Annotated in this window: 14 protein-coding genes; 7 read left to right on the top strand and 7 right to left on the bottom strand. The window is 60.8% G+C overall.

The annotated features are described in order from the left end of the window. Positions 1-8: 8 nt before the first annotated feature. Positions 9-1,847 carry a long-chain-acyl-CoA synthetase gene (locus QRN61_RS05615; RefSeq protein WP_285373396.1) on the bottom strand — a complete coding sequence of 613 codons (1,839 nt, stop codon included), beginning with the start codon at positions 1,845-1,847 and terminating at the stop codon, positions 9-11. Between the two features lie 377 nt (positions 1,848-2,224). Between QRN61_RS05615 and QRN61_RS27595 the strand changes: the two genes are divergently transcribed. Beyond that, complete coding sequence (locus QRN61_RS27595) at positions 2,225-2,503, top strand: DUF3509 domain-containing protein (protein WP_027613327.1); 279 nt, start codon at positions 2,225-2,227, stop codon at positions 2,501-2,503. A gap of 193 nt (positions 2,504-2,696) precedes the next feature. On the opposite strand, the gene mtnC is transcribed toward QRN61_RS27595, so the two are convergent. From mtnC to aroC, 5 genes are all read right to left on the bottom strand, one after another. Further along, entirely contained in the window at positions 2,697-3,380 is a 684-nt protein-coding gene (mtnC, locus tag QRN61_RS05605) for an acireductone synthase (RefSeq protein ID WP_027613328.1), read from the bottom strand. Positions 3,381-3,384: 4 nt separating this feature from the next. Then, positions 3,385-3,930, bottom strand: a complete 546-nt coding sequence (locus QRN61_RS05600) for a 1,2-dihydroxy-3-keto-5-methylthiopentene dioxygenase (protein ID WP_027613329.1) — start codon at positions 3,928-3,930, stop codon at positions 3,385-3,387. 92 nt (positions 3,931-4,022) lie between these two features. Beyond that, on the bottom strand, positions 4,023-4,649 hold the full coding sequence (locus QRN61_RS05595) for a methylthioribulose 1-phosphate dehydratase (protein ID WP_123586173.1): 627 nt from the start codon (positions 4,647-4,649) through the stop codon (positions 4,023-4,025). Beyond that, positions 4,646-5,791 carry an MFS transporter gene (locus tag QRN61_RS05590; protein WP_086794744.1) on the bottom strand — a complete coding sequence of 382 codons (1,146 nt, stop codon included), beginning with the start codon at positions 5,789-5,791 and terminating at the stop codon, positions 4,646-4,648. The genes QRN61_RS05595 and QRN61_RS05590 overlap by 4 nt, the downstream gene beginning before the upstream one ends. Positions 5,792-5,822: 31 nt before the next feature. Continuing rightward, positions 5,823-6,914, bottom strand: a complete 1,092-nt coding sequence (gene aroC, locus QRN61_RS05585) for a chorismate synthase (RefSeq protein WP_027613332.1) — start codon at positions 6,912-6,914, stop codon at positions 5,823-5,825. Positions 6,915-7,044: 130 nt separating this feature from the next. Between aroC and QRN61_RS05580 the strand changes: the two genes are divergently transcribed. Both QRN61_RS05580 and QRN61_RS05575 read left to right on the top strand, forming a co-directional pair. After that, a complete protein-coding gene (locus QRN61_RS05580; RefSeq protein WP_285373395.1) occupies positions 7,045-7,998 on the top strand; it encodes an alpha/beta hydrolase in 954 nt (317 codons plus the stop codon). 99 nt (positions 7,999-8,097) lie between these two features. Then, on the top strand, positions 8,098-8,889 hold the full coding sequence (locus QRN61_RS05575; protein ID WP_103368922.1) for a hypothetical protein: 792 nt from the start codon (positions 8,098-8,100) through the stop codon (positions 8,887-8,889). 160 nt (positions 8,890-9,049) lie between these two features. Here QRN61_RS05575 and prmB read toward each other — a convergent pair whose 3' ends face one another. After that, the gene (prmB, locus tag QRN61_RS05570) at positions 9,050-9,958 is read right to left on the bottom strand and encodes a 50S ribosomal protein L3 N(5)-glutamine methyltransferase (RefSeq protein WP_097087565.1); all 909 of its coding nucleotides are present in this window, start codon (positions 9,956-9,958) and stop codon (positions 9,050-9,052) included. Between the two features lie 238 nt (positions 9,959-10,196). On the opposite strand from prmB, the gene QRN61_RS05565 reads away from it, so the two are divergent. From QRN61_RS05565 to folE, 4 genes are all read left to right on the top strand, one after another. Next, positions 10,197-10,787, top strand: coding sequence for a cysteine hydrolase family protein (locus QRN61_RS05565; protein ID WP_003223193.1), 591 nt, complete (start codon positions 10,197-10,199; stop codon positions 10,785-10,787). 130 nt (positions 10,788-10,917) lie between these two features. Next, positions 10,918-11,238, top strand: a complete 321-nt coding sequence (locus QRN61_RS05560) for a hypothetical protein (RefSeq protein WP_098967923.1) — start codon at positions 10,918-10,920, stop codon at positions 11,236-11,238. Between the two features lie 74 nt (positions 11,239-11,312). After that, positions 11,313-11,870, top strand: a complete 558-nt coding sequence (locus tag QRN61_RS05555; protein WP_096797013.1) for a Smr/MutS family protein — start codon at positions 11,313-11,315, stop codon at positions 11,868-11,870. Between the two features lie 77 nt (positions 11,871-11,947). Continuing rightward, positions 11,948-12,493 (top strand): GTP cyclohydrolase I FolE, encoded by a 546-nt coding sequence (gene folE / locus QRN61_RS05550; protein WP_003442011.1) that lies wholly within the window; start codon positions 11,948-11,950, stop codon positions 12,491-12,493. Positions 12,494-12,569 lie beyond the last annotated feature (76 nt).

The raw sequence follows: 12,569 nt of genomic DNA, 5'->3' as shown, positions 1-12,569 counted from the left end.
AGCCAATCTCAATAGCGGTATTTGCCTTGATGAATATCGGCCAGAATTTCGTCCGTCACTTGCACGTAAGTCTGGGTGCCAGGCAGCCACGCGTAAATCGGATCATCACCTGTCTGGCCGGGGTCGAAGCCCTCGTTTTTCAATCGGGTCTTTTGGTATTTGAAAGTCCCGGTGGTTTCCATTTTCACCTTCACCCGCAGAAACAGCGGCACCGCATAGGCCGGCATGCGCTGACGGGCGAATGCGAGCAATTCGGCGAAATCCAGGGTCGCCAGTGACTCGGCGGGCGTGATTGCCGCCATGCCGGCGCGACCGTTGGTGTTGCGCACTTCGACGCCGTAGGCGACGGCCTCAGAGATATGCGGATGCTGCAGCAGCAGGTTTTCCACTTCAGTGGTCGAGACGTTTTCGCCCTTCCAGCGATAGGTGTCGCCGAGTCGATCGACGAACTGCGCGTGGCCGAAGCCAATATTGCGCAGCAGGTCGCCGGTGTTGAAGAAACGGTCGCCCTTGCTGAACACATCGTGCAACACCACCTTGGCGTTTTTCTGTGGGTCGGTGTAACCGTCCAGCGGTGCTTTTTCGTCGATCCGCGCCAGCAGCAAGCCCTGCTCGCCTTTACCGACCTTGCGCATGAAGCCGTCGGCGCTGCGCAACGGCTGACCGCTGTCGTGGTCGTACGCCACCAGCTCCCAGGCCATCAGCGAGAAACCGATGGTGTTGTCGAAGTTGAGGATATTGCTGAAGCCGATATTACCGTCGCTCGCCGCGTACAGCTCGCAGATGTGCTCGACGGCAAACCGGGTCTTGAACTCGGCCCAGGCGCCGGGACGCAAGCCGTTGCCGATCATCTTGCGCACCGCGTGACGGCTGTCATCGGCGCTGGGCGGTTGATCGACCAGATAGCGGCACAATTCGCCGACATAGCCGAGGGTGGTCGCGTTGTAGCGACGCACGTCCGGCCAGAACTGACTGGCGCTGAACTTGCGACGGATCGCGAACCCGGAAGCGCCGTTGATCGCCGAGCCCCAGCACACGCAGAGGCCGGTGGCGTGGTACAGCGGCAAGGTGCAATAGACGACATCGTTGGGGCACATGTTCAGGGCAATCAGGCCGAAGCTGGCGGAGCTGCGCATCCAGCGCCCGTGCTTGAACACGCCGGCCTTGGGCAGGCCGGTGGTGCCGGAGGTGTAGATGTAAAAGCACGGATCGTTGAAGAACACTTCACCGCTGCTGGGCGGGTTTTCAGCGCAGGCGTCAGTACTGGCGCTGATCAGATTGACGTAGCCCTCGGGCGCAATGCCCGGGTGGCTATAGGTGTCACGGTCGGCGATAAACCAGGTGCGCTGCGCCGGGATCGACACCTGCTCGCGGATCGCGGCAAACGCCGGCTGCAATTCCTCACCGAGGACAATCGCCACCGGCGCCACCAGATTTACGCTGTGAATCAGTGTGTCGCGGGTTTGCGAAGTATTGAGCAGCGCACTGACCGCGCCGAGTTTGGCCAGCGCCAGAATGGTCACCAGCAGCTCGGGACGATTTTCGATGAACACCGCGACCACGTCGCCCTTGCCGATGCCCTGCGCGCTCAGATAGTGGGCGATGCGGTTGGCCCACTGGTTGACCTGCGCATAGGTCAGCAAGACGTCGTCCTGCAAGATCGCCTGCCCCTCTGGATTGCGCAGCGTTGCTTGCTCGAAGGTCCAGCCGAGGCCACACGTTTGGGTCGGATCCGTGACGTTGGCGACTTTCATGCCCTTGACCACCCGCGGGATGGCTTTGGCGATCGTCGGCAGTTTGCGGAGCATCATGCTCCAGGTAATCGTGTCGCTCGACGCGTGACGCATGGCAGCTCCCCGGTCGGCCTGGTCGGCCGGTTTTTTATTGTTCGGGCTGTGGCATGACCTGCGTGGTGGGCAAGGTCGAGATCGAAAATACGTCAGCGCTTCGCGGCCTGTACACGCGGTTTTTGCAATGTTTTGTATCCGCCCTTTCACGTCTGGCGGCAGTGATTGCGCCTTTGCCGTTTGGTTCCGTTCAACTCATGAGAATCCCGCAAAATGCAGGATGCACGATGGCCATTCATGCAGTTTGCACGACGCCTGCAAATTTCACGATTTTTAACTTATTGATTTATAAGCATTTTTATTTTTTCGCGTGCTGGCACAATCGCTGCAACCTCCTCTGCATGCTTGCCATTCAAGTGCATACGGAGCTGAAAGACATGAGCCTGATCCAAGAAAAATTTACCTCGCTGTTCTCCAACTTCAACGTCACCACTGCGCCACGTCCCGATGGCGGGATCCTGCTGACGCTGCGCAGCAGTGAAGGCAAAGTATTCAAGCGCGCCCTGACGTATCAGCAAATGCACAACGCCGACCAACTGTCGTGGGCGATCAGCGCGATCCGTCGTGACCTGGCGGAAGAAGCCAGTGAGCTGCCGCAGATTGCGATGCTGCAAAGCCAGCAGCGCTTTGCCCTGCCGACGTATCACTCGCTGTAATTTGATTCGAGGTTTTAAACAGCCTTAAACAAAAACAGGCCGGGCAGTTTTCACTGTCCGGCCTGTTTTTTTGGCTGATGCAAAACTCCGTGTGGGAGCGGGCTTGCTCGCGAAAGCGGCGTGTCAGTCAAAAATATTTGGCTGACACACCGCTTTCGCGAGCAAGCCCGCTCCCACATTGGATTGAGGGTGGTTAGAAGGCTTCGGGTTCGATGCCGGTGAAGCTGTCGACGGTGATATGGCTTCCCAGCTCCCCACCCTCGCGCGCCAGGCCGCAGGTCTGCAGGCCTGCCGATTGAGCGGCATCCAGCTCCTCAACAATGTCGGACAGAAACAGAATGTCCTGCGGTTCGACACCAATCGCCTGTTGAATGTTGGTGTAAGACTGCGCCTCACGCTTGGGCCCCGACGTGGTATCGAAATACCCGCTGAACAGCGGTGTCAGATCTCCCGCCTCGGAGCAGCCGAAGATCAGCTTCTGCGCCTGGATCGAACCCGACGAATACACAAACAGTTGATATCCGGCCTGATGCCAGCGCTTGAGCGCTTCAACGGCATCCGGGTACACGTGGCCCTTCAACTGCCCGGCGTGATAACCCTGCGCCCAGACCATGCCTTGCAAGGCTTTGAGCGGCGTGGCTTTGCGATCTTCCTCGATCCAGCTCAAGAGAATTTCAACAACCCGTTCAACATCGGCCTGCGGTGCATTGCTGTCGCGGCGCACGGCGTCGAGTTGCTCAGCCACATCGGCACGTTCGGCGTTCTGCCGAACAAAATCCGGCAGGTGTTTGGCCGCATATGGGAACAGCACATCAAAAACGAAACTCACCGCGCTGGTGGTGCCTTCAATGTCAGTGACAATGGCTTTGATCGGCATCGGCTCAGTCCTCCAGACGTGGGAAGCGCCCGGCGATGTCTTCGCCGGTGAAGTTGGCGACCCAGCCTTCCGGGTTGTTGAACAGACGAATCGCCACGAAGTGCGGGTGCTCGCCCATGTCGAACCAGTGCTTGGTACCGGCCGGCACCGAGATCAGGTCGTTCTTCTCGCACAACACCGCGTAGACATAATCGTCGATGTGCAGGGTAAACAGGCCACGACCGGCAACGAAAAAGCGTACTTCGTCTTCGCCATGGCGGTGTTCTTCAAGGAACTTGGCGCGCAGTTCGGCTTTTTGCGGGTGGTCGCTGTTGAGGCTGATCACATCGACGGTGATGTAACCGCGCTCGGTCATCAGTTTGTCGATCTGCTCCTGATAGGCGCTGATCACCTCTTCCTGGCTGGCGCCGGGCTGGATCTTCGCGGCGGCTTGCCAGCGGTCGAAGCGCACGCCCTGCTCGGCGAGCGTCGAGGCGATGTCTTCGAAATGGGTCAGCACCTTGTTCGGAATCTCGGGGCTGGATACGTGATAGACGGACAGGCTGCTCATGGGCAATTCCTCGGTATCGGCCTTGCCGTCCGGCTCTTGCAGACCGGTCGGGCAGTGCATTTCATCAGGCGAATGGGCGGCTTCTGGTGAAGTCAGCCTTGGCGGTTCATGACGCTGCGGGTTTTCAACTCGCATTCAAACAGGAATTCAAAAGCCTCAATCTGCCGCAGGGCATCGCTCATCTGCGCGCCCCAGGTGTAGAGGCCGTGGCCGCGAATCAGGTAACCGACGCAATCGGGATGGGCGTCGAGCCAAGGCTGCACCTTGGCGGCGAGGCGCGCAATGTCCTGATCGTTGTCGAAGATCGGCACGCGCACCCGGGATTCGTGGGTGGAGATGCCGCTGAAGGCTTTTTGCAGTTCGTAGTCTTCGAACTCGATAAAGTCTTGCGGCGTCAGGCGCGACAGCACCGTGGCGTTCACCGAGTGGGTGTGCAGCACCGCGCCGATCTCCGGGCGCCAGCGATACAGCTGGGTGTGCAGCAGGGTTTCGGCGGAGGGCTTTTTGCCCGGTTCCAGGCTGTTGCCGGACAAATCCGTGGCGAGCACGTCGTCCAGGCCCAACTGGCCCTTGTGCTTGCCGGACACGGTCAGCAGCGCTTCGCTCGGCGACAGGCGCGTCGAGTAATTGCTGCTGGTGGCCGGCGACCAGCCGCGACCATAAAGAAAACGCCCGGCGTCGACGATTTGCTGGGCGAGTTGTTCACGCGTAAGGCTCATGGCCTGTCCTCTTGCATACGTGTGGCAATGATAACGGCAGCAGCGAGCGCCGCGAGACTGGCAATACTAAAGGTCAATGTGGCGCCGAGGGCATTCCAGCTGTAACCGGAATACAACGCGCCCAGCGCGCCACCGGTGCCGGCCAGCGCCGCGTACAACGCCTGACCCTGACCTTGCTGACGCGCACCGAAGCTACGTTGCACGAACGCGATGGCAGCCGCATGAAAGCTGCCGAAGGTCGCCGCGTGCAGCACCTGGGCCAACAACAGTACCCAGAGGAATTCGGCGAACGAACCTAGCAGCAACCAGCGCAGCGCCGCCAGCAGAAAACTCGCCATCAGCACCCGACGCAATGAAAAGCGCACGAGAATCCGGCTCATCGCCATGAACATCAGCACCTCGGCGACCACGCCCACGGCCCAGAGCATGCCGATTGTGCCGCGTGTGTAACCGAGGCGTTCAAGGTGCAAGGTCAGAAACGTGTAATACGGGCCGTGGCTCATCTGCATCAGCGCGACGCAGGCGTAAAACGCCAGCACACCGGGGCTGCGCAGCTGCTTGAGAAAGCCCTCCCCGCTCGGCCGATTACCTTGCGGTGGCTGCGCGTTCGGCACCCACAGGCTGCTGAGGACGATGCCGGCCATGATCAGCACCAGCGCCGCCGGGTAGATGTCGAGGCTCAGCCATTCGAACAAACGGCCCAGCGCGACCACGGTGATGATGAAACCGATCGAGCCCCACAGGCGAATCTGGCTGTAGCGCGCGGTTTGCCCCTGCAAGTGCGCGAGGGTGATGACTTCGAACTGCGGCAGCACCGCGTGCCAGAAGAACGCGTGCAACGCCATGACCATCGCCAGCCAGGCGTAGGTCTTGCTGACGAAAATCAGCGAGAACGTCAGCAGCGTACACACCGCACCGAAGCGCACGATGGCCAAGCGTTTGCCGGTGTAGTCGCCGAGCCAGCCCCAGATGTTCGGCGCCACACAGCGCATCAGCATCGGGATCGCCACCAGCTCGCCGATGCGCGCAGGGCTGAAGCCGAGATGATCGAAGTACAGCGCCAGAAACGGCGCTGTCGAGCCGAGCAAGGCGAAATAGAACAGATAGAAACTGGACAGCCGCCAGTACGGGAGCGCCGCCACGGTCAGACCGCGACGGCTTGGCGATCAACCATCAAAGCTGACCCAGCACCGGGGTGCTGACGCGCACGTCGGCGTTCTGCCCACGATGACGCAGCAGGTGATCCATCAGCACGATGGCCATCATCGCTTCGGCAATCGGCGTGGCGCGGATGCCGACGCACGGGTCGTGACGGCCCTTGGTGATCACGTCCACCGGGTTGCCGTGGATGTCGATCGAACGGCCCGGGGTGGTGATGCTCGACGTCGGCTTCAACGCCAGGTGCGCGACGATCGGCTGACCGGACGAGATGCCACCGAGAATGCCGCCGGCGTTGTTGCTGAGGAAACCTTGCGGGGTCAGTTCATCGCGATGCTCGGTGCCGCGCTGAGCGACGCAGGCGAAACCGGCGCCGATTTCCACGCCTTTCACTGCGTTGATGCTCATCAGCGCATGCGCCAGTTCGGCGTCAAGGCGGTCGAAAATCGGCTCGCCGAGACCCGGCATCACGCCTTCGGCAACCACGGTGATCTTCGCCCCGACCGAGTCTTGGTCGCGACGCAATTGATCCATGTAAGCTTCCAGTTCCGGGACCTTGTCCGGATCCGGGCTGAAGAACGCGTTCTGTTCCACCGAATCCCAGGTCTTGAACGGGATTTCGATCGGGCCGAGCTGGCTCATGTAGCCACGGATGACGATGCCCTGGCTGGCCAGATACTTTTTGGCAATCGCACCTGCCGCCACACGCATCGCGGTTTCCCGCGCCGAGCTGCGACCGCCACCACGGTAGTCGCGCTCGCCGTATTTGTGGTGGTAGGTGTAGTCGGCGTGCGCCGGGCGGAACAGATCCTTGATCGCCGAGTAGTCCTTGGACTTCTGGTCGGTGTTGCGGATCAGCAGGCCGATCGAGCAACCGGTGGTGCGGCCCTCGAACACGCCGGAAAGGATTTCGACTTCATCGGCTTCCTGACGCTGGGTGGTGTGGCGGCTGGTGCCTGGCTTGCGCCGATCGAGGTCGCGCTGCAGGTCTTCGAGGGAGATCTCCAGGCCCGGCGGGCAGCCGTCGACAATGGCGACCAACGCCGGACCATGGCTCTCGCCAGCGGTGGTGACAGTGAACAACTTGCCGTAGGTATTGCCGGACATGCAGGACGCTCCGTGAAATCAAACCCGAATTCGTGATGCGCGCCAGTATACGCAGGCTAACCGAGTAGTTCATCCTCGAACCTTAGTGGTGTTGGTGAGTCCAACCGGCACCTTGGCGAATGATGGCGTGATGATGCTGCGAGTTCTGATCTTGAGTCTTACCCTGTTTACCGGTTTTGCCCACGCGACTGTCCTGCAGCGCCCGATCTCTCTGGATACCGGGAGCGGTGAGCTTTTCGGCTCGCTGTTGCTGCCAAAATCCGACAATCCGGTGCCGGTTGTCCTGATCCTCGCCGGCTCCGGTCCTACAGATCGTGACGGCAATAACCCCGATGGCGGGCGCAATGACAGCCTCAAGCGGCTGGCCTGGGTGCTGGCCAAACACAACATCGCCAGCGTGCGCTACGACAAGCGCGGGGTGGCTGCGAGCCGGCCGGCCACACCTGACGAGCGCAATCTGTCTGTGGAGGGCTACGTTGACGACGCTGTAGCGTGGAGCCAGAAGCTGAAAAGCGATCCGCGCTTCGGCCCATTGATTGTGCTCGGCCACAGTGAAGGCGCCCTGATCGCTACCCTCGCCGCCCCGCGCGCAGATGCTGCTGCGCTGATTTCGTTGTCCGGCAGTGCCCGCCCGGTGGATCAGGTAATCCGCGAGCAACTGGCGCGCAGCCTGCCGCCACCGTTGATGTTGCGCAGCAACCAGATTCTCGACAGCCTCAAGGCCGGTCACACCGATGCCGACGTGCCGGCGCCGTTGCAACCGATCTTCCGCCCGAGCGTGCAGCCGTATCTGATTTCGCTGTTCCGCCAGGACCCGGCCAAGGCTTTTGCGCAACTGAAGATGCCGGCGCTGATCGTCCAGGGCAGCAACGACATGCAGGTCGGCGTCGGCGATGCGCAGGCGCTGAAAGCCGCCAAACCCGACGCCGAACTGGTGGTGATCGAAGGTATGAACCACGTCATGCGCATCGTCCCCGCCGATGTGAAGCGGCAATTGGCCTCGTACAAGGACCCCAATTTGCCACTGGCGGCGGAACTGGGCGGCAAACTCATCGAATTTATTGACGGCATTCGCAACCGTTAACCGTAGTTTGCCCTCCAGTCCTGCAAAAAACGGCCGATAAGCCTTTGTCGCCAGCGTACCGGCTGGCGACAAGCAGAGCTTGGACAGGATCTCGCCGTTATGACTGATACCCCGACTTCACCCGACACCACCGCTGAAAAAGACGCACCGCCAGCGGTCGAGCTGCCATGGGCGGACGTCAGCGTCGAGCACCACAAGATGCTCCGCCTGGCCCCACTGCAGACTGATCGTCACACTGGTGGCCGGCCTTTGCGCTTTGTCGAATTCGGCTATGCCGAGCGCAACAGCAAAGAACACAGCCTGATGCGCATGGCGATCAAACTGCCCGGTCAGCGCGTGCGCAAAGAGCAGAACCACCTCGACGTGTGGGTCGATCACACCAGCAAACGTGTGCACTTCGGCCCCGACAGCGGTTTGCAGATCGAACCGTTGAACCGTGGCATCGGCCGTTTCATGGCCGCGCAAGGCATCAACTGGGCGAAAAAACGCTGGCCCGCCTACACCGTCGACGGCATGGACTTGAACAACAAGGACGCGCTGAACGAAGACACCCGCCTGCGTCGCGATCACTTCTTGCGCGTGCATGGTTTTGACGTGGTCTACGCCGACGCCCAGCATTTGAAGGGCAGCGTCAAAGAGGTGCAGGTCGGTGACCTGCTGGGCGACTGGAACAGCGAAAAGCTGCAGATCGTCGAGATTCTCGAAGCGGCGCAGATGCTGCAACAGGCCGAGCAGAACCTGGCCGAGCAGGAAGTGAAGCTGAAGAAGCAGGAAGAGAAGGTCAGCAAGTTCAAGCGTGAAGACGCTGGATTGCGCTTTACCATTACCTGTCTGGTGGCGTTTGCGGTGTTTCAGGCGGGGTTGTTGATCTGGATTGCTACGCACCGCTGAAATCAGCGTTGACCTGTGGCGAGGGAGCTTGCTCCCGCTCGACTGCGAAGCAGTCGTAAAACATGCACATGCGGTATGTCTGGTGCACCGTCATTGCATATTTTGGGTCTGCTTCGCAGACCAGCGGGAGCAAGCTCCCTCGCCACAAAAGTCAGTCAGGTCAGACGCGGGAAGCGAACAAGGCCTGATGATCGCGGCACTGCTCCGCCGTCAGCATGAACACGCCATGCCCGCCGCGCTCGAAATCGAGCCAGGCGAAGTCGACTTCCGGGTACAACGCTTCGACGTGTACCTGACTATTGCCCACTTCAACGATCAACAGCCCCTTCTCGGTCAGGTGATCCGCCGCTTCGGCGAGCATCCGCCGTACCAGGTTCAGACCATCATCACCGCAGGCCAGACCCAGCTCCGGTTCGTGCTGGTATTCGTCCGGCATGTCGGCGAAATCTTCGGCATCAACGTACGGCGGGTTCGACACGATCAGGTCGAAACGCTGCCCCGGCAGGCCATCGAAACCATCGCCCTGCACGGTGTACACACGCTCATCGACGCCATGGCGCTCAATGTTCTGGTTGGCCACTTCCAGCGCTTCGAACGACAGGTCCGCCAGCACCACTTCGGCGTTCTGGAACTCGTAGGCACAGGCGATACCGATGCAGCCCGAGCCGGTGCACAGGTCGAGGATGCGTGCCGGCTCGTCGCCGATCCACGGTGCGAAGCGGTTTTCGATCAGCTCGCCAATCGGCGAACGCGGGATCAGCACGCGCTCATCGACGATGAACGACATGCCGCAGAACCACGCCTCGCCCAGCAGGTACGCAGTCGGGATGCGCTCTTCGATGCGGCGCTTGAGCAGGCGTTGCAGGTTGACCAGTTCGTCGTCTTCCAACGCACAGTCGAGGTAGCTGTCGGCGATCTCCCACGGCAGGTGCAAGGCACCGAGCACCAACTGCCGGGCTTCATCCCAGGCGTTGTCGGTGCCATGGCCGAAAAACAGATCCTCCCCATGGAAGCGGCTGACGGCCCAACGGATGTGGTCGCGCAGGGTACGAAGTCGGGAAGTGATCACGGGGCAGAACTCCAGAAAAAACGACTGGCGATTCTACCAGCCAAAACGCGTCACGACGACGCGGGAAACATTCGCGGCCGACAGTAGGACTTTTCTGTTTTTTGCATCAGCTATTGAACAGAACGTGTAACTTGACAAGGCTGCAGGCCAGTAACGACGCTGCCTACGATGGTAGCGGTTCACAGAACCGCTCAGCCAGAGGACAATGCCGCAAAAGCCCCACCCCAAGGAGCCCCGAATGTCCGTTCCAAAAACGATGTTTCAACTCAGCGGCCGCGGTTACGCAGCGGCCACACTGAGCCATGCCACCGTGGTCATCATCGATGCCCAGAAAGAGTACCTCAGTGGCCCGCTGGCCCTGAGCGGCATGGACGCGGCCGTCGCGAACATCAAACAACTGGTCGCCGCGGCCCGTGCAGCCGGTCGGCCGATCGTGCACGTGCGTCATCTCGGCACCGTCGGTGGCCTGTTCGACCCGCAGGGCGAACGCGGCGAATTCATCCCCGGCCTTGAGCCACAAGGTGACGAAACCATCATCGGCAAACTGCTGCCGAGCGCGTTCCACGGCACCGAACTGCTCGACCGTTTGCAGAATCTTGGCTCGCTGGACCTGATCGTCTGCGGTTTCATGAGCCACTCCAGCGTCAGCACCACCGTGCGCGCGGCGAAGAACCTGGGCTTCCGTTGCACCCTGGTCGAAGACGCCTGCGCTACCCGTGACCTGCCGTTCAAGGGCCGCGTGCTCAGCGCCGCCGTGGTGCAGGAAGCGGAAATGGCGATCATGGCCGACAACTTCGCCACCCTTGCCCTGACTCAAGATCTGATCTGATCTGCTCTGATGAGCGGCTCAGCACGCCGCTCATCCGCAAAAGCCTCGCATTTGCTTCAATTGCCTTAGCCTCAGGAACAACCCGGTCAACTCCCGGTCGAAGGGCCGATACCCATTGAGGAAGGTCGGAATGAAGTTATCCGATGGATTTGACGCACGCCGCTTGCGGCCCAAAGGCCAAAGTAACTGGCGTTTTCGATTCGGCGCATCGATCGCCGCCATTCTGGCGACGTTCGGTGTGCTGCTGGCGATGGCCGGTGCCGCCAGCCTGCTGGGGCGCCCGCCGGCGCTCGGCGACTTGAATGCCACGCCGACGGGTTCGGCGATCATTCTCGCGGTCGGCTTGTTGTTCCTGTATTTCGGCGTGGCCCTGTGGCGTCGATGCCGGCGGCGCGCCCGGCAATCGCGGGAGCTGAACATGTCCCCGCACCTGATGAAAAAACACGACTGACTCCACGGCCTGGCTTTTTGCCGGGCCGTTTTGTTTCGACTTGGGTAAACTGGCCGCCCTTCGCGGAGGCTGACATGCAAGACGACGATTTTTCCCTGTTCAAAAGTGCGATCCAAGGCGTCAAGCCGATCAAGCACGACCGCGCCGACACCGGCAAACCCAAGGCTGACCGCGCGCAGATCGCCAAACTGCGCCAGTCCGCCACCGTGCGCACCGACACCACCACCGTGGATGGCCTGTCCGATCAGTTCGTGATCGACGTCGGCCCCGAAGACGAGTTGATGTGGGCCCGCGACGGGGTGCAGGAAAGCCAGATGCGCAAGCTCAAGATCGGCCAGATCCCGTTCGAAGGCAGCCTCGACCTGCACGGCATGAACGTCGAAAAAGCCCGCGAGACCCTCTGGGCGTTTCTCGCCGAAGCGACCAAATTCGAAATCCGCTGCGTGCGCGTCACCCACGGCAAGGCCGTGCGCCTGGACGGCAAGCGGCCGATGATCAAAAGCCACGTCAACACCTGGCTGCGCCAGCATCCGCAAGTGCTCGGTTTCACCTCGTGCCAGGCGAAACACGGCGGTGCCGGCGCGGTGTACGTGATGCTCAAACGCACCATGATGGAAGGCCGCGACGAATAATCGCGTTACACCGAACTTGCAGGGTTGTGTCCGCCACCGTACCCTTGCCCTTTGCGAAAATCCCCACAGGTAGTTTCATGTCCCTGGAACAGAATTACACCGCGATTCTCGGCCAACTGGGCGAGGACGTGTCCCGCGAGGGCCTGCTCGACACGCCAAAGCGTGCCGCCAAAGCCATGCAGTACCTCTGCCGCGGTTATGAACAGACGCTCGAAGAGGTCACCAACGGTGCCCTGTTCAGCTCCGACAACAGCGAGATGGTGCTGGTCAAGGACATCGAGCTGTACTCGTTGTGCGAACACCACCTGCTGCCGTTCATCGGCAAGGCGCACGTTGCGTACATCCCGAGCGGCAAGGTGCTGGGCCTGTCGAAGGTCGCGCGGATCGTCGACATGTACGCCCGCCGCCTGCAGATCCAGGAAAACCTCAGCCGCCAGATCGCCGATGCGGTGATGCAAGTCACCGGTGCGCTGGGCGTTGCCGTGGTGATCGAGGCCAAACACATGTGCATGATGATGCGCGGTGTCGAGAAACAGAATTCGTCGATGATCACTTCGGTGATGCTCGGTGAGTTCCGCGAAAACGCGGCGACTCGCAGCGAGTTCCTCAGCCTGATCAAGTAATCGGCTGCAGAAAAAAACCGGCGTTGATCGCCGGTTTTTTTTCGTCCGTGAAAAATCGGGTAAGCTGCGCGCCCTT

This window comes from Pseudomonas sp. lyk4-TYG-107, from assembly GCF_030209055.1.
Taxonomy (GTDB): Bacteria; Pseudomonadota; Gammaproteobacteria; order Pseudomonadales; family Pseudomonadaceae; genus Aquipseudomonas; species Aquipseudomonas putida_A.
Note: the sequence above shows the minus strand (reverse complement) of the source record. Positions and strands in the feature narration are given on the sequence as shown.